24 protein-coding genes are annotated in these 20,272 nt (G+C 63.2%); 5 read left to right on the top strand and 19 right to left on the bottom strand.

The features are described 5' to 3' along the window. Positions 1-4: 4 nt before the first annotated feature. The 8 genes from ACXJGX_RS04995 to ACXJGX_RS04960 form a co-directional block, all read right to left on the bottom strand. The gene (locus ACXJGX_RS04995; RefSeq protein WP_474780742.1) at positions 5-466 is read right to left on the bottom strand and encodes an NlpC/P60 family protein; all 462 of its coding nucleotides are present in this window, start codon (positions 464-466) and stop codon (positions 5-7) included. 44 nt (positions 467-510) lie between these two features. After that, positions 511-1,395 (bottom strand): DUF2163 domain-containing protein, encoded by an 885-nt coding sequence (locus tag ACXJGX_RS04990; RefSeq protein ID WP_474779281.1) that lies wholly within the window; start codon positions 1,393-1,395, stop codon positions 511-513. Further along, positions 1,392-2,018, bottom strand: a complete 627-nt coding sequence (locus ACXJGX_RS04985; protein ID WP_474779279.1) for a phage distal tail protein, Rcc01695 family — start codon at positions 2,016-2,018, stop codon at positions 1,392-1,394. Before ACXJGX_RS04985 ends, ACXJGX_RS04990 begins: the two co-directional genes overlap by 4 nt. Next, positions 2,018-4,486, bottom strand: a complete 2,469-nt coding sequence (locus ACXJGX_RS04980) for a phage tail tape measure C-terminal domain-containing protein (protein ID WP_474779277.1) — start codon at positions 4,484-4,486, stop codon at positions 2,018-2,020. Before ACXJGX_RS04980 ends, ACXJGX_RS04985 begins: the two co-directional genes overlap by 1 nt. Further along, positions 4,479-4,646 (bottom strand): DUF7697 family protein, encoded by a 168-nt coding sequence (locus ACXJGX_RS04975; protein ID WP_474779275.1) that lies wholly within the window; start codon positions 4,644-4,646, stop codon positions 4,479-4,481. Before ACXJGX_RS04975 ends, ACXJGX_RS04980 begins: the two co-directional genes overlap by 8 nt. Positions 4,647-4,708: 62 nt before the next feature. Beyond that, positions 4,709-5,146, bottom strand: a complete 438-nt coding sequence (locus ACXJGX_RS04970; protein ID WP_474779273.1) for a hypothetical protein — start codon at positions 5,144-5,146, stop codon at positions 4,709-4,711. A gap of 2 nt (positions 5,147-5,148) precedes the next feature. After that, the gene (locus ACXJGX_RS04965) at positions 5,149-6,087 is read right to left on the bottom strand and encodes a phage tail tube protein (protein ID WP_474779271.1); all 939 of its coding nucleotides are present in this window, start codon (positions 6,085-6,087) and stop codon (positions 5,149-5,151) included. 25 nt (positions 6,088-6,112) lie between these two features. Continuing rightward, positions 6,113-6,535 carry an acyl-CoA transferase gene (locus ACXJGX_RS04960; RefSeq protein ID WP_474779269.1) on the bottom strand — a complete coding sequence of 141 codons (423 nt, stop codon included), beginning with the start codon at positions 6,533-6,535 and terminating at the stop codon, positions 6,113-6,115. A 204-nt stretch (positions 6,536-6,739) separates the two neighbouring features. Between ACXJGX_RS04960 and ACXJGX_RS04955 the strand changes: the two genes are divergently transcribed. Further along, a complete protein-coding gene (locus ACXJGX_RS04955) occupies positions 6,740-7,690 on the top strand; it encodes a hypothetical protein (RefSeq protein ID WP_474779267.1) in 951 nt (316 codons plus the stop codon). Between the two features lie 59 nt (positions 7,691-7,749). Here ACXJGX_RS04955 and ACXJGX_RS04950 read toward each other — a convergent pair whose 3' ends face one another. The 9 genes from ACXJGX_RS04950 to ACXJGX_RS04910 are packed head-to-tail and all read right to left on the bottom strand — an operon-like array spanning position 7,750 to position 15,788. After that, positions 7,750-8,376: a DUF6441 family protein gene (locus ACXJGX_RS04950; RefSeq protein ID WP_474779265.1), complete on the bottom strand. Its 627-nt coding sequence runs from the start codon at positions 8,374-8,376 to the stop codon at positions 7,750-7,752. Then, positions 8,373-8,687, bottom strand: a complete 315-nt coding sequence (locus ACXJGX_RS04945; protein ID WP_474779263.1) for a head-tail joining protein — start codon at positions 8,685-8,687, stop codon at positions 8,373-8,375. Before ACXJGX_RS04945 ends, ACXJGX_RS04950 begins: the two co-directional genes overlap by 4 nt. Before the next feature lie 17 nt (positions 8,688-8,704). Continuing rightward, a complete protein-coding gene (locus ACXJGX_RS04940; RefSeq protein ID WP_474779261.1) occupies positions 8,705-9,727 on the bottom strand; it encodes a major capsid protein in 1,023 nt (340 codons plus the stop codon). A gap of 32 nt (positions 9,728-9,759) precedes the next feature. Continuing rightward, positions 9,760-10,140: a head decoration protein gene (locus ACXJGX_RS04935; protein ID WP_474779259.1), complete on the bottom strand. Its 381-nt coding sequence runs from the start codon at positions 10,138-10,140 to the stop codon at positions 9,760-9,762. Positions 10,141-10,183: 43 nt separating this feature from the next. Then, complete coding sequence (locus ACXJGX_RS04930) at positions 10,184-11,530, bottom strand: S49 family peptidase (protein ID WP_474780740.1); 1,347 nt, start codon at positions 11,528-11,530, stop codon at positions 10,184-10,186. Then, on the bottom strand, positions 11,530-13,029 hold the full coding sequence (locus ACXJGX_RS04925) for a phage portal protein (protein ID WP_474779257.1): 1,500 nt from the start codon (positions 13,027-13,029) through the stop codon (positions 11,530-11,532). The genes ACXJGX_RS04930 and ACXJGX_RS04925 overlap by 1 nt, the downstream gene beginning before the upstream one ends. A gap of 3 nt (positions 13,030-13,032) precedes the next feature. Further along, complete coding sequence (locus ACXJGX_RS04920; RefSeq protein WP_474779255.1) at positions 13,033-13,248, bottom strand: phage head-tail joining protein; 216 nt, start codon at positions 13,246-13,248, stop codon at positions 13,033-13,035. 1 nt (position 13,249) lies between these two features. Then, the gene (locus ACXJGX_RS04915; protein ID WP_474779253.1) at positions 13,250-15,304 is read right to left on the bottom strand and encodes a phage terminase large subunit family protein; all 2,055 of its coding nucleotides are present in this window, start codon (positions 15,302-15,304) and stop codon (positions 13,250-13,252) included. Beyond that, on the bottom strand, positions 15,252-15,788 hold the full coding sequence (locus ACXJGX_RS04910) for a hypothetical protein (RefSeq protein ID WP_474779251.1): 537 nt from the start codon (positions 15,786-15,788) through the stop codon (positions 15,252-15,254). The genes ACXJGX_RS04915 and ACXJGX_RS04910 overlap by 53 nt, the downstream gene beginning before the upstream one ends. 128 nt (positions 15,789-15,916) lie before the next feature. Here ACXJGX_RS04910 and ACXJGX_RS04905 point away from each other — a divergent pair, with 128 nt between their 5' ends. The 4 genes from ACXJGX_RS04905 (at position 15,917) to ACXJGX_RS04890 (ending at position 17,336) form a co-directional block, all read left to right on the top strand. Continuing rightward, positions 15,917-16,120 (top strand): DUF6900 domain-containing protein, encoded by a 204-nt coding sequence (locus ACXJGX_RS04905; protein WP_474779249.1) that lies wholly within the window; start codon positions 15,917-15,919, stop codon positions 16,118-16,120. A 14-nt stretch (positions 16,121-16,134) separates the two neighbouring features. Continuing rightward, positions 16,135-16,356, top strand: a complete 222-nt coding sequence (locus tag ACXJGX_RS04900; protein WP_474779247.1) for a hypothetical protein — start codon at positions 16,135-16,137, stop codon at positions 16,354-16,356. A 117-nt stretch (positions 16,357-16,473) separates the two neighbouring features. Continuing rightward, positions 16,474-16,704 (top strand): hypothetical protein, encoded by a 231-nt coding sequence (locus ACXJGX_RS04895; protein WP_474779245.1) that lies wholly within the window; start codon positions 16,474-16,476, stop codon positions 16,702-16,704. 89 nt (positions 16,705-16,793) lie between these two features. Beyond that, on the top strand, positions 16,794-17,336 hold the full coding sequence (locus ACXJGX_RS04890; protein WP_474779243.1) for a DUF3489 domain-containing protein: 543 nt from the start codon (positions 16,794-16,796) through the stop codon (positions 17,334-17,336). A gap of 4 nt (positions 17,337-17,340) precedes the next feature. Here the strand turns inward: ACXJGX_RS04890 and ACXJGX_RS04885 are convergent, their stop codons facing one another. Then, positions 17,341-18,423 carry an HNH endonuclease signature motif containing protein gene (locus ACXJGX_RS04885; protein ID WP_474779241.1) on the bottom strand — a complete coding sequence of 361 codons (1,083 nt, stop codon included), beginning with the start codon at positions 18,421-18,423 and terminating at the stop codon, positions 17,341-17,343. 268 nt (positions 18,424-18,691) lie between these two features. Further along, positions 18,692-19,951, bottom strand: a complete 1,260-nt coding sequence (locus ACXJGX_RS04880) for a site-specific DNA-methyltransferase (protein WP_474779239.1) — start codon at positions 19,949-19,951, stop codon at positions 18,692-18,694. Positions 19,952-20,272 lie beyond the last annotated feature (321 nt).

The following is a 20,272-nucleotide window of genomic DNA, read 5'->3' as shown; positions in this document are numbered from 1 at the left end:
AGTCTCAGCTTTGAGGGAACAGAAAGGCGAAGGCGATGCGCCGCCGCCAGGCCGGGGTCAGGTGTTCTTCAATGACGCCCAGCCGCTCGTAGGAGTGGATGAAGTGGTCGGGTCCGGTCAGGATCCCGACATGCTTGGCAATGGTACGCGTCGGAGCAGTGCTCCGACCCATACGGAACAGGACCAGCGCGCCGGGACCGGCCTCGTCGGGCGCGATTTCTGGCATCATCGCCCGGGCACCCTCGGCCAACACTTCACGAGGCCCGGTCTCGCCCCAATCCCGGCTGTAGGGCGAGATCGGAAACGGCTCATTGCCCACCACTTCACGCCAGGCGCCGCGTGCGAGGCCGAGGCAATCACATCCGACACCCCGTAAGCTGGCTTGATCGTGGTAGGGTGTGCCGAGCCAGCTGCGGGCGGTGGCGATGACGAAGGCGGGATCGGCGGTGGCTCTCGTGCATCGCATGACGATGCACTGCCGCCCGTCGTTTCCGTTGGAGTCGACGTTGATCACAGCACGTTCCCCTCATGGCCGCCGTCTTGGCTGGCATAACGCAGCACCGCATCCTGGCCGGGGATGTTGGGAAAGCCCCGGAAGTTCGCGACATTGACAAACTTCGTACTGCAGGTGGCGATCCGCTTGTCGCAGCCCGCATGAACAATGAAACCGTCGCCTTCCGCGATGGCGCGCACCGGCGCTTCCAGCAGAGTCAGGGCCGCAATGGTATCGGCCACGCCATGAGACAGCACCTCGGTGATCCGCCCCGCATTGGCCCCGCTGGTCCAAGTCAGGGTGCCGGAGGTAAACCAGCCCGCATCAAACTCGGATAGACCCGAGGCCATAAACGCCCGGTCACGCAACAGGTCTGTGACCATACCTGTGCCGCGATATGAGGCGCTTTCCAGATCGATCCCACAGCGCGCATCGCCCAGCGCCGCATCGCAGCCCGCCTGAAACGTCCGCCCCACCGTCTGGCCCAGCACATGCGCCAGCGACCGGACCTCGGCGACAAAAGCCATGCGGCCGCGCCGGATTTGCCCTACCGCCCCGCGCCGCAAGAGAACCCGCTGGCCGGGATCGGCCCAATTCACTCGCCAGAGTTCCACCGCCGCATTGTCCCAGCGCCCGTCGAGAATGTCAGTCTCAGTGATCCGGTCCGACGTCAGCACGCCGGTGGCATCCTGTGCATCGACGGCCAGATCAGACCCGGCGCGGATTTCCGAGGCGGCGAAGCCGCTTTCTGGCTCAAAGGTGGTGCCATCAAATGCCAGCGTGCGATCATGATCGGTAAAGCCCAGCGCCACACCATCTGCCCGCGCAATCCGCCAGCACCAGGACAGGGTGGTGGTGCCATCGTCGAGATGGGCTTGCAGTGCGGGCGAGAGGGATTTCATCTGCGGATCTCCAGGAGGGGGATGGAGGTGATCGACCCCAGCCGCTCAAAGTCGAGGGTCACGTCGAGCGTGTCGGTGTCAAAGCGCACCGGCACGTCGAATTCGAAGCCAGCGCTGATCGCGACACCCGCGCCCGGGGAGGTGGTGAAAGTGACGCTTCCGGTGGCGGTGTCTGCGCTCCAGCCCGACATCTGCTCGACGCCGTTCAGGGCGAGGCGAACGCTGCCCGCGACAGGCTTTGCGATGGCCCGGGTCCAGCTTTGCGCGCCGGAAGTGTAGCGTTTCAGCAGTGCGAAGGTCGTGACGGCTCCGTTGCCGGTTCCGATCGGCTGGTCGGTGGGAGCGACTGCTTGCGACGGCAAGCTGGACTTGTAGTCGGCCCAATCCTTGTAGCGAAACCCGTGCAGGCGACCGTTGCGGGCCTCGAAGAAGGCAACCACTGCTGCCAAGTCGTCAGCACGGCGGATGCCGTAGGCCACATCATAGCGGCGGCGCGAGTTGGCCCAGCTGGCGTTGCGCTCTTCATCGCCGCTCGCCAGTTCGACCACCTGCGTGCGGCGTTCTGGCCCGCCGCGCGCGCCGCGGCTGATGTTGTCGGGAAATCGAACCTCATGGAACGCCATCACATGCCCCTCCGCCCGAGAGAAACGGCGCGGGCGATATCAGCTGCGACCTGCGTGCGGGATTGCCGGAAGCTGTCTGCGTCGCGGGCGTTGATCGTCACCGAGATATTCGGGGCAGCACTTTGCCCTTGGCCATAGCCAGCGGCTTCGCGGCGCGACAACACTCGTTCGCCGCGCTGCAGAATTGCGGGCACCTCGTCCGGCTTCAGCCCGGCCCAGCCGCCGGAATGCATGCGTGGGGCACCGGCGAACGCCATCGCTGGCACCATGCGGCCCGGGCCTGATGATCCGACCGTGCCGCCGGCATGCAGGATGTCGGCGAACAAACCGCCAGCACCGCCCAGCGCGCCGGAGAGTGCATTGGCGATTGGCCCGAGGATGAGCCGCCGCGCGGCCAGCTTGGCCAGATCGGCGATCATCGACGTGACGAGGTCGCGGAAATCCAGTTTGCCGGATTTGACGAAGGTAGCCACAGCATTCTCGGCACTTTGGAACGCGCCAACCAGTGTCTGGCCGATGTCGGCGCCAATATCGCGGGCCTTGGTGGCATAGTCGGCAAGTGCGGCCGTCACCGCGGCCCAGCCTGTTGCCGCTTGTTCGGCACCGGCAGCAGCGACCGCACCAGCGTTGCGGGCAGCACCGCCTGCGCCGTTTGCCGCAGTGGTCGTGTCATGCAGCCCGGCCGCCAGCGCATCAGCAGAACTGGCAGCATCGGCCAGTGCGGCTTCCGTCTCTGATCCGGTCCCAGTTACCGCGTCACGCAAGGCCTGCCAACTGGCGAGCGGCCGACCTGCTGCATCTGCGAGCATGCCCGCTGCCTCGCGATAGCCGTCGGCGCGGCCGCGCGCATCCTCGGCCATCGTGCCAAGGCCAAGGTCTGGCGGTTCGAGATAGGTGCGGGAGAGTGCCGCTGAGAAGGCATCTGCGGCGGCAGTTCCGGCGGTCGTGGTAGCGCCTTCGAACGGGTTTCCAATCCGCCGGAGGTCAAGTGGATCAAGCGTGCCAATCCGGACGCCGCCTTCACCCACCGCCCATTCCGGCAACAGCGCCAGTGCTGCGTTCAGGCCAGTGATGAAGGTGTTGATGCGGGTGACCAAGCCGTTCAGCATCGCCTCGACGCCGGAGATTAGTCCGTTCGCGGCCTGGAAGGCAAAGTCGCCGATGGCACCGGGGAGACTGCCCCAGATCGCCACTGCCGCATCATAGGCTCCTTGGAAGATCGCTACCGTTCGATCGCCGAAACTGGTGACACCCGCGATGCTACCCTCAAGCGCAGAAAACGCTGCGGCCTTCAGAGCCTCCCATCCGGCTGCCATATTGGCGAACGCGGCATCGAGCGACAGCCCCATCCGGGACCAGACCTCCTTCGCGAGATCACCCAGCAGCCCAAACGCCTCGCCCACACTTCTGACTTTGGAGATAAGCTGCGAGAACTGATAGACCAGCTCGCCTGCGCCGACGATCAGCGCTCCAATCCCGGTGCGGATCAGCGCCCCGCGCAGGAAGACCAGTGCTGTGGCGAGGCCACGGACAGAAAGTGCCGCCGCTGCCAGCCCCGCCACCCATCGCCCGGCCATGACGGCGGCGAAGGTCGCGGCATAGGTGGCGAGGCGACCAAGGTTGCCGATCAGCGCGTCGATCGCCGTCCGCAGAATCCCGCCATCGGAGGCGAGCACCACGAAAGCCTTTGCCAAAGCCTCAAGAGAAGGTGCCACGGCAACCGCGATCCGGTTGCGCAGGCCTTCAAAGACCAGCGAAAGGGTGCCAAGGGCGACTTGCGTGCGCCGCAGGGCTTCGATGGCGTCGGTGTCCAGAACCGCGCCAAGGTCAGCCGCCTGGTCGCCCAGCCGCGCCATCTCGGCCCCACCGTTGCGCAGGAGTGGCAGCAGGCGGGTGGCATCAGATGCCATGGCTTCGAGATAAAACGTCATCTCTTGCTGGCTGAGCCCGGCGCGTTGCAGCGTGTCGACGTAAAGCTGCAGCGCCTCGGGCCCCGACAGCCGCGCGAACTGGTCGGCGGTGACGCCCACGCGCGGGGCCACGCTCTCGAAGAAATCCGCCATGGGCCCACCGCCGGTCTGCAAGAAATCCCCGACCCGGTCGTTCACGTCCTTCAGGATGTCGGCGAGCTTCTCCTGTTCGATCCCCACCGTGCGGGCGCCCGCCGACCAACGCTGCAAGGCTTCCGGCGTCGCATTGGCGACTTGCGCGAACTGACGGATTTGCGCGGCACTCTCGGCGGTGGAGCGGACGATCAGGCCGAGCGAAGCCGTGGCCGCAGCGGCGGCGGCAGACATGGCGATCCCGGCCCGGCGCGCAAAACCGGCAAGCCGGGTGTTGGCCAGTTCCATCTCGCGGCTGAGGCGGCCAAACCCCTTTGCCCCAGCCTCTCCGACACCTTCCAGCTCGGCGCGCACCTGGCGGCCGCCCTCCGCCACAAGGCGGACACTAACCCGTTTCTCAGCCATCGCGGCCACCTTCCATCTGTTCGTTCAGTTTGCGCACCATCACCGCCTCGATCTCGGGCAGAAGTTCAGCGGCTATCAGGGTGTTCACGCCCAGCGCACGGGCGAGCGACAGCGCAGCACCCATGTCCCAGCCAAGCACCGCGCCGGGAATCACACGCATCTGGCCACCGAGGCGACCAACCAGATCCCAGACCTGCCAGCCGACTTGCGTTTGGGGCCGGTTCAGTCTTGCGGGGCAGTCCGGGCAGCGCGCTTCACAGGCGGCGCAGTAGCGATCGCCCCCGCCGAAGGACCAGTCGGCGAGGGCGCGGAGACGTTTTTTTCGGCGTCCAGCAGGAGACCGCGCGCGACGTATTGGGTCTGGAACGCCTCGAAGATGGGCCAGATTTCCAGAAGGGCGTCGATGCCTTCGGGGCTGACGGGCACGATATTGCCTGCATCATCTCCCACACCCTCCCAATCCAGCACGGCGCGCCGCGCCACGGATTTGGCCATAGCCAGCGCCATTTCCTCTTGGCTCGCACCTTCTGGGAGTGTTTCCACAGCTAGATCGGCGCGGGCAGAGACCATCAGCGCGGTAGTCAGCGGGCCGACCAGTAGGCGCAGGCCAGGGGCGAGGTCAAGCCATTCGGGCGTGGCGGTCAGGTTCAGTCGGATCATGATCAGTATCCTGTGAGTGTGTTGATGAGGACGGCGGTGCACATGCGGGCCGGGCTGGTGGCTTTCGCGGCCTGCCAGTCGAAGCTGGCCTGCACACCCTGCGGCCCGGCAATTTCGATGCGGGGGCGCGGTAGATAGACGGCATGGGCCGTGAAGGTGAAACTCGCATTCGCCCCGAGGCTATAGTTGAACTCCAACTCGCAGGGCGTCCCATCAATGGCTTGCGTGACCAGCGTTGCGTCGGAAAACCGTACCTCGATCCGGCCGGTCAGCGCGGCCATGGTCGGGTCAGCTCCGTCGATCCGCCCGTCGCCCCGGATGGTCTCAATCCGGTCGAGGTTGTTGGAATAGGTGATCTCGGCGGAGACCACGTTGCCCAGCGCGGTGCCGTTGCGTTTTACTGTGCCGTTGAAGTGACCGAAACGCTGCAGCCCCAACGTGGTCGGTGTGCCTGCTGCGGTTGCCGCGGCGATGGTTTCGCCCTGCGCGATCAGTTTGGCCGAGGCGGTCAGCAGCCCCGACCGCTGCATCTGCCAGGACAGCTGATCCAGCACGCAGCCTGAATACATCGCGAAACGCGGGACTTCTGGCATTGCCGTCTCGATCGACATGCTGGGCAGGGTCCAGTTGCCCGATTGGAAGGTATGGGTCTTGGGCGTCGTGCCGCTGGTCGTGGGTTGGCCAAACGCCGCCTTCAGCCAATAGCCGAAGGCTTCGACATCAATGGGGATCACCACTTCGCCGTCGGCTGTGACCGCATCCTTGATAGGGGCCAAAGGATCGCGGCCATAGCCCAGCAGTTCGGATTCCAGCAGGGGTTGTTCCGACCCAAGCGTTGCCCGGGCGAAGGGCATCAGGCGGAACCCACTGACCGGCGGGGTGCCGTAAACCGTCTCATACGCAAGCGCCATCTGCGCCCGCGCGCCTTGCGCACGTGCCATGGGGGTCTCCTCGATGTTGGGGGTGTCAGGCCAAGGGGCCGGTGGTGGTGTAGTGCAACACGACGGTGATCACCGCCGATTTCAGCGCCGCTGCGCCCTCGATGGGCAGGTCGACCGAGGCCGGGGCTTCAGGTTCGACCCAGTCGCAAAGTCCGCCGAGAGTGCGGTCGGCTTCCAGCGCCGTGCCGATGGCGGCGATCAGGGTGTCGAAGGCGCTGGCCCTGCCATTCGGGGCCTGGACGACGACCTCCAGCTCGGCCCGGTGCTGGTAGTGGTAGCGCAGGGGCGACAGCGTCACCTCGGGCTCGCCCGGCTGGCCGTCGCGCAGGATGATCAAGCCGATTGCTGGGATCCGTTCGGGCAGGACCCCATCGCGCAAAACAAGTGCGGCAAGCGGCTGCAGCCGCGCGTGCAGCGCGGCGAGGACGGCTTCGCGGGTGGTAGGCATCAAAAACTCCTAGTTGCTGCTGATCCACGATCGCTGTGAATAAGACCAAAAGATCACCGGATGCAGGCATGGGATTGTGTGCCGAGTGGTGCTTTTTGCCGTTGCTGGCGTGTGCCGAGCAAGTTTCCACTCTTTATCGAGATGGCCATCCCTGGAGACCATCGTTAGGTTGATGGTGGGTGAAGCTCTGCGAGGGTCATAGTAATGGGAAGTGTGAAAGAATATTACCACGAAGAGCTAATGAGAAACGCTCAACGATGGGTGTCAGAGATCTCATTTATTTGCCCAGCTTGTGGACACCAAGTGCGCTTAGAGGTCGACGTGCCTGAGCCAAACTACGCCGGTGAAAAATCAAGTGAGATGGTATCCGAAGGTGAAGTCGATTTTTCTTGTAGTAACTGCGGCCAGTTTTTTGAGGGCGATGTTTGGGCAGGTCCAGCCCACTGCGACATCACGCTAAGGGAGTATCCGGAAACTGTAGTTTCGTGTGATCCGCCCGGATATGATCGGCCCCCAGAAGACTGGGATGACGATTGGGAAATTCCCGATGATCCAGTAGTCGTTTTTAAGGCCAACATCGCGGAACTGAGCGAACTTATTGAAAACCAGGCGCAAGACAATGGTTCGAGCCTCATCAATCGCATGATTTTCGCGCAGGTCCTGACCTTTCTGGAAGCGTATTTTTGCGACACGCTCATTCAGGGTCTGCGCCAAAGGCCTGATCTACTTGCAGATTTTGCAGGTCGTGATGGCTCAATCGCACAAACGGCATTCAGTGCCTCAGCGATATTGCGGGATCCTGATTACGTCAAGAAGACTGTGGAGCACAACCTAAAGTCGAGGCTCTATCACCAGTTTGGTAGTGGCAAGGTCGACAGCAAAGGCAAGTCCAAAGTTGAGGGAGTACCGCTCTGGTACGCAATGGCGTTTGGCTTCTCCCTTACGGGGACTGACGGCGATATGCAGGCACTTCGAGATTACGCCGCGTTGCGTCACGACTGCGTTCACCGAAACGGCAAAACCAAAGATGACAAAGTCCTAAATATGTTCAACAAGGCCTATCTGCGGGACGCCTTGGCTCTGGCGGAACGTGTCGTTGATCACATTGACGCATCTCTAAAGTCTCTGTCACCCCCAAAACCGGAGCCATTCTGACAACGGCGCATGCACGATTCAGACTAATTCCGGCAGGGACCTCAAGCTGGTGGATGGCATCATCTGAGTTCAATCCACTCCGCCACGATCCGCCCCGGCACGCCATCGATGGCCCGCTCTGCATCCTGCGCGAGATCCAGCCGCTTTCGCAACTTAACCTGCGGCACCAGCAGGAAGATCGGCACGGTTGCCGCGCCGCGCCCGGTTTTTGACTTCGACGCCACGGCCCGGCCTTTCGAATTTAGCCGCCCCTCGGCCACCAGCAAGCTCGGCCCGCGACGGCGGTAGATGAACCGCAGGCGCAACCCGGTGCGGCGTTCCCATTCGCCGGGGGTGATCCGGCCGCCTTTCGTGCTTTTCCCGGCGGCAGGGGTGGGGATGGCCAACCAGAACCCATCCTTGGACCGGATCAGCGGCCCGGTGTCATGCGCACCGATGATCACTGGAGCGTTCGACCAGACCAGCGCGGCCGCGTTCAGGCTGTCGCCGGATTTCGGGAAGCTGGCGATGCGGATGGAGTTGCCGAGCCGCATTCCGAGGCCCGCGCCGGTGATCTGGCCGCGCCAGGCGGATTTCAGGGAAGTGCCCGCTTCGCGCATGGCGGCTGAGACAGCTTTTTCGCCAGCTGCGATTTCCGCCTGCATCAGCGCGGCGATGTCGGGGCGTATGTCGATCCTCAGCCTCATGACGGTCGCAGGTCCAGCGACCAGATCAGCCGCTCGCGATCCCGCATCGGCTCGCCCTGGATGGTGAAGCTATCAGCGCCGATTACGATCAGATCGCCGGGGCGGGGATCGGAGAGGTCGGATATGCGCACGTCCACGACACCCGTGTCGCTGACAAAACGCCCAGCGCCGAATTCGGTGATCCGATCCGGGGCGCGGCGGATGACGCGGATTGGGCGTTCCTCCGAAGTGGTGGCGGAAATCCAGAGCGCGACCACCGCCATGGACGGGTTGGCGTAGATCCGGTCCATGGCGGCAGCAAAGATGGTCATGATGATTGCCCCGCCGGTCAGTTCGAGGTGTGCAGGCGGATCGCGATGCGCGGCCGCTTGTTGACGGGCAGGATCGAGGCCTCGGTCATCAGGTCGATCCAGCGGCCTTTCTCATCAAGGTGCTGGCGGGCGTAGAGTGGCAGGCCAAGAGTGTTTGCCGCCTCCAGCAGGTTCGCAGGCCCGCCATAGGTGGTGAAGGTGTCCATTGTGCCCAGCGGGAAGGCGATCCCCTCACTTGCGGGGACCAGCCGTTCGGTCGCTTTGGTCGAGAGGGTGACGGTGCCCGAATATTCCTCGAACACAATCCCTGCGAAGGGGAAGTTGCGTCGCATATCCTCGCGCAGCGGCTGGGCACCAGTGGCCGCATAGAACTTGTAGGCCTCCTCGGTCTTCGGATGTGCGATCAGCTTGTCGAAGAATTCCCGGCTGACGAGGGCATGGACGTCCGTCATGCTTTCGCCGAGGAGGTTGTCTTCCATCGACCGCAACACCTCGCGCACCTTGCCCTGAACGTTGGTGCCTGCCGTGCCCAGCAGGAAATCCACCGAGATTTGTGCCAGGCTGAATTCGGTGAAGTAGTTGTAGAGCGTAGTGCCCGCGCCATCCTTCACGATGCCGCGCAGGGCATTCATCTCCATGTATTCGCGGGTCTGGGCATGCTTACGCCGCATCAGCTGCAGCTTGCGGTTCATCACCTCGACCAGCGGGTCGGCACCATCAAAGACGCCCAGCGCGGGCTGGCCCTGAATGTCACCCGGCAGGATCACATCGTCATGCGGGATCCATGGCAGGGCGAAGGACCGCATCGAGCGGCCCTCGCGGGTGCCGACGGTGGCAGGGCCGCCCAAAGGCACCGAGGGCAGCAAGTTCAGCACGCCTTCGTATTGCTCGATGATCACCGACCGCTGGGTGACGCCCTCGAAGCGGAAGAGGCCGATCTGGCCGAGGCGAGTGTAGAGGTTGGGCAGGATGTTGATGGCCTGCGTCATCTCGGCCAGCGAATAGCCGCCAGCGTCAAAGGGATTGCGAACGAGGGTCATGGGGTGCTCCGGATATGAAGGCGGGAAACGGCTTAGACGCCGTCGCGGGCGATGATGCCCACGGCGGCCAACTGGGTGATCTTGGCGTTGATCTTGGTGGTGTCGTTGACGGTCGCCTCGTAGGCGAGCCCTGCGCGCGATACGATGGCGGGCCCGCGCGTGACGACGATTCCGACGGCATCCGCCAGCGTGGTGTTCACCGGATAAAGCAGGACGGCGACGGCGGTCTGAGATCCGTCCGCGCCGGTCGCAGGCGAGAGGGTGTATTTGCCGCTTGCCGTGATGCGGCCAAGGACGGCCCCTGCGGGATAGGAAGTGCCGATCAGCAGCGTGATCACCTCACGGGTGTAGTTCGGGTTGACCTCATATTTGAGGACATCGCCCATGCTGGGCGGTTCCGTCAGGACGGGCATTGGTAAGTCTCCATTTTGTGGGGGTGGCGGAATTGGCGCGGGATCAGCGTTTGGCTTCAGTCGCTGCCTTCTTGGCGGCGGCGATAATCGGGCTGTCTTTGGCGGCAGCGGCGGCCGGGGCAGTGGCGATGATGCTAGCGGCATCGCTGCGGGCGGCCAGATCGGCCAGCACGCGGGCGCGCAGAGCCTCGGGTTTCAGCCCGCGCGTTACAGCGTCGGCGGCATCGATGCTCACACCTAGCCGGGCGGCCTGCGCACAGACCTGCGCCACCTCGGCGGCCTCGGCGCGAACGGCGTCTGCGGTCATGGTGGCTGCGTCGGGTGTAGGTGCTGCACCCACAGCTGCGGCGGGCGGCTCAGCTACAATTTGAGCGGCTGCAGCTGGGCCCGTTGCGGCGGGAGAGGCAGCAACCGATGCCGGGTTCGGGGTGTCAGTGGGTGTGGTGGTCATCGTTGGACCCTTTCTGCTGGGTGAGGTGATGCCTCGGGGTGCGGCGGCGAAGTTGCGGAAGGCTGTGACAGGATCTGCCAGTTCGTCGGCCAGACCCGCCGCGATGGCATCGGCGCCGCGAAAGACCGCGGCTTCAGTCGCCAGCGCTGCCGTATGAACCAGACGATCCCCGCGACCGGCGGCGACGGTTTCCGCGAAGAGGAAGCGCACGACTTCAAGCTCGTGCTGCATCTGGTCGTGTACGGGTTCGGACAGGGGCTGGTAGGGATTGGCGTCGATCTTGTGCGCGCCCGCGTGGATCAGCGTGACCGCGATACCCTTCTGGTCGAGCGCCCCGCTCATGTCGGTGTGCAGCGCCACCACCCCGATGCTGCCGGCAGCACCGGTGCGCGGCAGGATGATCCGGTCAGCCTGGGAAGCCAGGACGTAGCCTGCGGACAGCGCGTGTTCAGCAATGAAGGCATGCACCGGCTTTTGCGCTCGGGCAGCCCGGATGCGGTCCGCCAAGTCAAAAGCGCCAGCGACCTCGCCGCCGAAGCTGTCGATGTCCAACGCAATGCCCCGCACGGCAGAGTCAGCCAATGCCGCCTGTAGCTGGGCGGCGATGCCCTCATAGGACGTCAGGCCGGATGATTGGCCGATCCAAGCGCCACGGTGCACAAGTGTGCCCGCGATTTCGATCACGGCAATGCCATCGATCAGCGCGTAGGGTTGGCTGCCATTCCGCTGGTGGCGCTGGGCGAGATCATTGCCAAACAGAGAATTGCGGGCCGGAACGGCCGTTCTGGCTTGGTCGATCTGCTCGACATCAAACCCCTGGAAGGTGATGTCTTGCCCGGTGATCCGCGGCCCCAGCCCTGACAGGAAGGCCAGCGCTTTGGCCGGATCCACCATCAGCGGCGTGTTGAAGGCGCGCTGGGCGATCTGGGCGTGGTGCATCATACGCCCTCCTTGGCGTCGGGTTTTTCATCAGCGCTGTCATCAGCCTCGTCGTCTTTGGCGCTGTTATGTTGGTCGTCGCCATTGCCCTTGGCCGCACCCGGCCCCTGCGCCGGGGATCCTGGACGTCGGAAGTCGAGGCCCAGTGCCAATTCGCGTTTGCGCTCGGCAGCGATTTCGCGGTCGACCTGTTCGGCGTCATAGCCACGCTCCGCCAACGCTTGCGTGCGGGATTTCAGACCCGCTTCGATCTGCAGGATCTCTGCCGAGGCGTCCTTCATCGGATCGATCCAGTCCCACTTGGTCGGCAGCCAGGCGCAAGCCTGATATTGCCGCCGCTGGCTGTCGTAGCCGGGCAGGTCCAATGCGCCTGACAACACCGCCACATCCATCCAGCGCACCCAAACGGCGCGGCAGAGTTGGAACACCAACACGCCATGCTGCCAGGCCGAGATGCGGCGGCGGAATTCGATCAGCGAGATGCGGGTGTTGGAGAAATTGCCCTTGGCGGTGTCGCCGGTCAGGTAGCCGTAGGGGATGCCCAGCGCCGCTGCGATCTGCAGCAGAGTGCGATACTGAAATGGCTCATAGGTGCCGCCGGAGTCAGGGGTCGCCGGTGTGGAAACATCTTCGCCGGGATCGAGCCGTACCACCTGGCCGGGCTCAACTTCCAGATCCTCCTCGGTTGGTTCCAGCGGGGCTTCCGGCGCGGGCGAGGTGATGAACATCGCGAACATTGCCGCGATCTTCTTCCGCTCCAGCTCGGCGTCGTCGTAAAGGTCCAGCGTAAACAGCTTGACGATGGCAGCTGCGAAGCGCGACACGCCGCGCAATTGGCCCGCTTCGACTGGGTCAAGGACGTGGATGACGTCGCCAGCCGGGACACGGACGGTTTCGCCCGCGAGGCCGGGGTCGGTCAGATCGCCCGGATGGCGGCGCAGGAAGTGGTAAGCGACGCGGCGACCGATGCCATCGAACTCGATGCCCTGCCGGATCAGACCGGCACCGGGCAGGGTGCGGTTCATGTCGAGGGGCAGCATCTCTGCGGGGAGCATCTGCAATTGCAGTGGCACGGTCATATCATCCTCGGCGCGCCGGGGCCGGATGCGGATGAATACCTCGCCCGACAGGAACACCTCGCGCGCCGCGCGGCGCTGCAGCCCGTAGAAGTCGGTCAGACCCTCGGCGTCGGCATCATCGGTCCAGGCGAGCCACAGCGCCTGCAACTCTTCCTTCTTGGAAGCATCGGCAATGGTCGACGAAGGCTTGATCCCGTCACCAACAACATTGCTGGCGAAGCTCTCCACGGCATTGGCAGCATAGCCGTTGTTTCTGACCAGCCAGCGGGCGCGGGCGGTGATCGTGTCACCCGAGGCGGCGATCAGCGTATTCACATGCGCGCGGCTGGCGCGGAACCCACGCAGGCGGCGATGAGCCTGCGCTGCATCGAAGCCACCGATGATCGACCCGATGCGCTGGCGGAAGGCCTCGAACGCCATGGATCAGAGGCCTTTCGAGGCGACAGTGCCCCAGCGCCGACGACGCGGTGTGCCAGAGGTAGCCGTGGCAATCCGACGCTCCAGATCGGCAATGGCATTCGCCAGTTCCGCGTCCGAGCCATAGGCGATGGTCTTGCCGTCATAGCTGACCGAGCGGACGCCTGCGTAGCGTGCCTCCTGTAGCGCTGCCAGCAAGGCGCGCATCCGTTCCAGATCCATCTCAGTCCCTCATGAGGTTCGGTGTGTAAGCCCGGCGTTTGCGCCGTGGCGTAGTTGGTGTTCCGGCCTTGGGCGCAGCGGGTGCTGTCTGTTGGGTCGGTGCCGCCAGCTGAGGTGCTGGGCGCGTTTCCACCCCGGCCTGTTCTTCAAGCCGCCGCCATGTCGCCTCGTCCCAGCGATCCGCCCCAAGGACCCAAGCAGCCGCGCGGGCATAAACCCGGCAGTCCAGTGCCTCGTTGCGCTCGCGCATCTTTTGCCATTCAGGGTGGGCATAGCCGCGCTTGTTGCGCACTGTGACCAACTGTTCCGCCACCAGCTGCTTCAGCCATTCAGTGTCGATCCAGTCAGGCAGATGCACCGTGCCGGGCGCGTCACAGACGCCCTGCGCGCGATCTTCATCCGAGGGCCGTTCCAGACGCAGAAAGCGGTAAGTTTCGGTCTTGAACGTCGCAGTGGCCACGGACCACAGCCGCGCGCCGCGGCGCAGACGTTTTCCTCCAATGGTGGCGTCGACAAAGGTCGGGCCTGACACCGGCGTCGCCCGGTTGAAGCCTTCGAGGCCCTTGATCGGCGAGACCTGATCGAAGCCTTGCCTGCGTGCCCATGCGTAGACTGCTGGGGCCTCGTATCCAGTGTCGATGGCCAGCTTGCCGATCACCATCACCGCGCCATTGGTGCAAGCCCATGTTCGACCCAAGAGGGCGGTCAGCTTGTCCCAGCAGGCCGGATCGTCCGGGCCACCGGTAATGACGATGTGATCGACCAGCCAAGACTCCAAACCACGGCCCCAAGCCCAGACATCGATCTCGATTCGGTCTTTCTGCACATCGACGCCAGCGGTCAGGAACAACCCGCCCATGGGGATCTGCGCGCCTGAGTAAGCCTCGCGCCGTTCTGCCAGCCGCTGCCATTCCGGTGCATCTCCACTTTCGACCCATGTCTCGCCCAGCAGGGTGTTGCGGGCCGCGCGCAGCATTTCCTCTGAGCCCTGCGCCGCCAGCCAGTCGCGCGCGATCTGCTGCCAGCTTTTCCAGCCGAGCGGCGAATAGAGCGCTGAGAGGTGGAAGCCGATCGAATGCGGATCGGCCGATACAGCCGTCGCCCGCCATTCGCCCCGCTCCAGCATCTGCGTCTTGTGATGCTCGGCGATGGGCTTTTCGCAGCCTTCGCAATGATAGGCCGCCGTGTCTGGACGTCCCTTGTCCCAGCGAAGCCGCTCAAACTGCAGCCATTGCATTGCCGCGCAGTGCGGACAGGGCACGAAGTAGCGCCGCTGGTCTGATGCCTCGAACTCACGCTCTATGCGGCTGATGCCCCGGATCGTCGGTGTCGAGACCATGAACACCTTGCGCCGATGCGAAAAGGTCGTGGTCCGCGCCTCGGCCAGCGTGACGGGATCGCCTTCCTCGTCCGCCGAGGCGGGATAGGCATCGACCTCGTCGAGGAAGATGTAGCGCGCGGGCATGGACCGCAGGCCGGTGGCGGAGTTCGCGCCAGTCAACACTAGAATGCCGCCGGGAAACTCCTTCGACAACATCGAGTTGCCAGCGTCGTGTGACCGAGCAGGATTGACTCGTTCGCGCAAGGCCGGGGACTCAGAAATCAAAGGATCCAGCCTCCCACGCGAGGTGCGCTTGGCCATTTCGACCGTCGGCAGCACCGCAAGCATTGGACCCGGTGCATGCTGGATGACAAAGCCAATCCAGTTGTTGCCCGCCTCGGTCGCGCCGACCTGCGCTGCTTTCATGAAGCTGACGCGCTGCGCCGGGTGGCGGGGTGACAGCGCATCCATGATTTCGCGCAGGTACGGTGTGCGCGCGGTGCGGTATTGTCCGGGTTCGGCCGAGGCCCGCGACGACAGTTTGCGGTGCTGATCTGCCCATTCCGACACCGTGAGGTCCGGATCAGGCCGCATCCCGCGACGCCAGGCCCGCAGGATATCCTCTGCCCCGTCAAACTCAAGGTCGAGGTCTGCGGTCAGATCGTTGGTGGCCGTGTCGTCACTATCCGAGGCTGACCCTGAGATCAGCAAGGGCTTCGAGTTGCGCTCTGACATGGGTTTCCAGCACCCTCTGCAGGATCGCGGCCTCGATGATCACCGGTTTGCCGGATTGCTTTTCCACATCCGTGGCCACTTCGGCCGCCATCAGAGCCGCGACGCGGGATGGCCATGTGACCCACGTGTCGCGCTCTTGCCTCGCCAGCCGGAAAACAAGTGTTTCCGCGCGGGCGCGGTCAACCAACGTGCCCTTCTTCTTCTGGATCGCCAGCTGGCGTTCTTGCGCCTGGTAGACCGTCAGCGCGGTGCGTGCCTTCAGATAGGACGAGCTGTCCGCCGGGCCGCTGAATGCGGTATCGCCGCCAGTGCTGCGCCGCTGCTGGTCCGGATCGGTCATCTCGCCGCGACGCAGATCAGACGCCGCCGCATTGATCGACCCATCACCGTAAACCACCAACCGTCCGGTTTTGCGGGCCTTCTGGATCGCCCCGCGCGAAAGACCGGAATGGGCGGAATAGGCGCGCTCTGACATACCTTCCATGGCGATTGTGTTAGCCTCAAGTGATTGTAAATAAACGAACTAAATCGCCTAATTCAGTTGATTACACTCCCGCGTAGAGCGAATCTGGGTCGAGGAAAACGATGCAACTCAGCCACGGAGCTCACCTCATGACCGCCAAGACCGCCGCCCCTGCCAAAGGCCCAAGTGAAGCCCTGCTGCTAGAGATCGCAGCCAAACATTTCCACAGCATTCAGACGATGGAGACCCAGAACAGTGATCGCCTCGACTTCCACGACGTAGCGGTCTGGGCGATCCGCGCCGCCTTGACTGAGGCTTATGCCGCAGGTCTCGCCGCCGCGACCCAGCACTGAAGGAGGAAAGGAACATGAATATGGCCACCACTACTATCCGCATCGACATCGACACGCTGCCCGACCATCTCGACCGCAGCCGCCTCAGCTTGGTGGCAGAGGTCATAGAGGCCGCTCTGCGCGAGGGCGGGATCAAGGCCGACTGCTCAGACCTCTTCTCGCACATCAAGATCGACCTGCCTACCGCGCAACTGGCCGCAACCTGCGCAATTCTGACCGAGCTGCAGCTGATCTGAGTATCCGGAGATAGATCATAAAGCTCTGATATAGATCAGAATTACCTACACTAAGGTCGGCGTCAGAGCGATTGTGATGACACGAAAACGAAGCAACTCACCTCCGGAGACCCCGCTATGACCACCCGCCGCGCCACCGCCTCGAACGACAAAGCCCTCGAAGCCTTCATAACCGCCAAGTTCCAGATCGACGCGATGCTGGAGCGGCTGAAGACCCTGAGCGACGATCATTTTGAAGCGCATCCCGACGAGATCAACTGGGGCGATGTCGGCACCCTGACCCACTACGCGGGACTGCTGCGCCAGATCACCGACAGTGCCTTTGGCGAGGGCGAACACTCCAAGTGACAGGGCTCAGCCCCGCACCAACCCCGCGATAGCGGGGCTTGGCCGCGTAGAAGGGCGGCATACTGCGCGCCCGCACACCGGAGCCCGCGATGACAAAACTGACCGAAACCCAATCCACGATCCTCATCGCCGGTGCCCAGCGCCCTGACAACGTCGCCCTGCCGCTGCCCAAAGGGCTGGCCGGTGCAGCGGCCAAGATGGTCATTGGCAAGATGATCGAACGCGGCTGGCTGCAGGAAGTCGACGCCAACCTGCGCCGGGGCGAGCCGCTCTGGCGCGAAACCGGCGACGGCCACGGAACCACGTTGGTGGTCACCGGCGCGGGGCTTCTCGCCATCGGGATTGAGCCGGTCGTGGTGAAGACTATGGCGGTCATTAGCAAACGCGCCGCCGAGATGCCGGTTCCGAAAGTGCCAACGCCGCGAACTGGGACCAAGCAGGCTATCCTTGTCGCCATGCTCAGCGCGCCGGATGGTGCGACGATCAAGGAGATTATGGCCGCAACGGGCTGGCAGGCTCACACTGTCCGCGGAGCCATCTCGGGCGCACTGAAGAAGAAACTGGGTATGCCAATCACATCGACGAAGGTCGAGGTCAGGGGGACAGTGTACCGGACTTCGCACCAAACGTAATGTGCTAGCAGTAGTCGTCCATGCAGTCGTCGTAGCTTTCGCCCGTCAGTTCGCAGAAGGTTTTTAGAGCGCCCTGCAGGCTGAAGTACTGGTGTTCGCTGCGGTGGTAGAAAAACTCTCCACGAACCCCGACATGAGCGACGGCCCAGTCCTTGATGGCATTCTCACTCGGATCATGAGTGAGAACGACGAGGCCGTCCTCAGCTTTGGCATGCTGCACGACCAAGCTTTGATAAATGTGGTTTCGCGCGAAGACGCGGCCGAACTTGAGGTTTGCTGAATATTGCTCCAGCGCATCGTCAGTGACCGTTTCAGGGCACAGAGGAAACTCAGTCGGAACCTTCCACTTGACCTGCACCACCGACGGTGTGAGCGACTCGAATTCTTCAGGCGGTGGCTCGTAACTTGCGCGTTCTCTCGTGCCATACAGCCATTCGCCCAAGGCGCCACCACTGGGAACTGATCCACTTTTTGCCCAAGCCTCGAGTCGGGCCTTTGCGGTTGTCGCTTCGTCCTTCGATAGGGTTCTCATCCATGAAATGTCGGGGAACGTTTTGTCACTTTGGATCCGGCTTGGATCCGCAAAGAAGGCATCGATTGAGCCATAGACCAGTTCGATGCGCCGAGCGGATATCTCGTTGAGCAGTACGTTCTCCAAGCGGGTGACCCAGCGCAGGTTTTCCGGTCGATTGTTTGCCCGATTGGTGTCGATATGATCAACGACATGCCGATCTGACGGTGGCTCACCATGAAACGCTACGCACACAATCCGGTGGACCGGCACGCCACTCAAATACATGTAGCCGGTCGACAATCCTTGCCTTCCAAAGGTCCACTGGTCATCAAGCGGCCTGGACTTCTGCCGTTTCTGTGGCAGGCGATGCGCAGATCCATTGTCGCGAACCTTATATCGCTCACCCCGGTATTCGACATCCATTTCGCGTTCAAAGACGTCGATCAGCTGTTCGGCTTTGCGATTGGGAGGAAATGAACTGGACGGACTACGCATCAACTTCTCCGGTGCAATGCGGCCTTGCAGGTACTGAAGGCGGTAGACCGAGTTCCCTTTCTCCTTCTGCGCGAACACTCGCAAGTTCGAGCCAACTGGTCAATCGCGACCGGCCGTCCGCCCGTGGCCAATTCCTACCGTCACACGGCCACACCGAAATAGATCGGGTACAGCTCGCTCGCACAGCAGTGCCGCCCAGCGTGTTCGGCGGCAACGATCTGGGTGCCGGGGCCTCAGAACGGTTCATCATTCAGGTCGACGGGATCCGAGAACGCCGTCGGAACAGATTCGACCAGCGACACCGGGAAGACGGACGTTTGCGATCCAGCCAGGCAACGCGGGGCATTCATGCCGCCAGCCTCTTGGCTTTCAGGTCGGAGAAGGTCTCACCAGTATCAGCCAGAACGGCATTGGCACCGGTGAACTGCTGCCAGCGCTCGATGGCCACATCAACATAGGCCGGGTTCAACTCGATCCCGAAGCACACCCGCCCGATGGTTTCGGCCGCGATCAACGTGGTTCCGGAGCCCATGAAGGGTTCAAACACGGCCTGCCCGGGGCTGGAATTATTCAAGATCGGGCGGCGCATGCATTCCACCGGCTTCTGGGTGCCGTGCACCGTCGCGGCATCCTGATCCTTGCCCGAGATATGCCACAGCGTGGTCTGTTTCCGGTCGCCCGCCCAGTGGCCCTTGCCGGTCTTCTTGACGGCATACCAGCAAGGTTCATGCTGCCAGTGATAGTCGCCGCGGCTGAGGACGAGACGGTCCTTGGCCCAGATGATCTGCGACCGCACAGCGAAACCTGCCGCTATCAAACTCTCGGCGACGGTCGAGCTATGCAACGCGCCATGCCAGACATAGGCGACGTCACCAGGAAACAGCTCCCACGCCTCGCGCCAGTCGGCACGGTCGTCATTCAACACCTTGCCGGTGCGCTTGGTCTTGGCCGCACCCGCCTGGTTTCGCCAGGACGGGTCATATTCCACGCCATAGGGCGGATCGGTGACCATCAGCAACGGCTTCACATCGCCAAGAAGTCGACCGACCACATCGGCGGATGTGCTGTCGCCGCAGATCAGCCGGTGTGATCCGAGTTGCCAGAGATCGCCCGCAACCGACACCGGCGTGACCGGCGCTTCCGGAATATCATCTTCGCCCTCAACCGCCTCGCCTTCGACCTGATCCGGATCACGCAGCAGGGCATCCAGATCCTCGTCGGTGATCCCTAAGAGCGATAGGTCAAAATCCTCAGCCAGCAGCCCGGCGATCTCATCGCGCAGCATGGCCTCGTCCCATTCTCCCAGCTCGGTCAGCTTGTTGTCGGCGATCCGGTAAGCCCGGCGCTCGGCTTCGTCGAGGTGGCTGAGCCGGATCACAGGCACGTCCTTAAGTCCGAGCATCGCGGCGGCCAGCACCCTGCCATGCCCGGCGATCAGTTCGCCATCATCGGCCACCATGCAAGGCACGGTCCAGCCGAACTTGGCCATGCTGGCGGCAATCTTCGCCACCTGATCGGTGCCGTGGATCTTGGCATTGCGGGCATAAGGGCGCAGGCGGTCAATCGGCCACGTTTCAATCTGGCTCGGTGCAAAGACCAGGTCCATGGGGCGGCTCTCATTTGTAGCTGGGCGGGAAAGCCGATGCGCGCTGCCACGAGGGCCAGCGGCAGGATCGGGATCCGTGATGTGGAGAAAACAAAAGCGCCCGCGAGGTGTATCCTCCGGGCGCTATTCTTCGATGATCAATGGATAGGTCAAGGGGGGCAGCTTTGTCAAATGAAAAACACGCTTGGATTCAACGACTTCCAAGAGGATGACTTCCGCTGGCTGGCTTCCGGCGTGGTGGCTTCCACAAACTGGATTCCCTGGGTTCCACAAAAGAAGCCAGCCTAGCCAGACCGCGATTCCGCAAGCCATTGATAATGA

The sequence above is a fragment of the Yoonia sp. SWMV100 genome, assembly GCF_056108365.1.
Note: the sequence above shows the minus strand (reverse complement) of the source record. Positions and strands in the feature narration are given on the sequence as shown.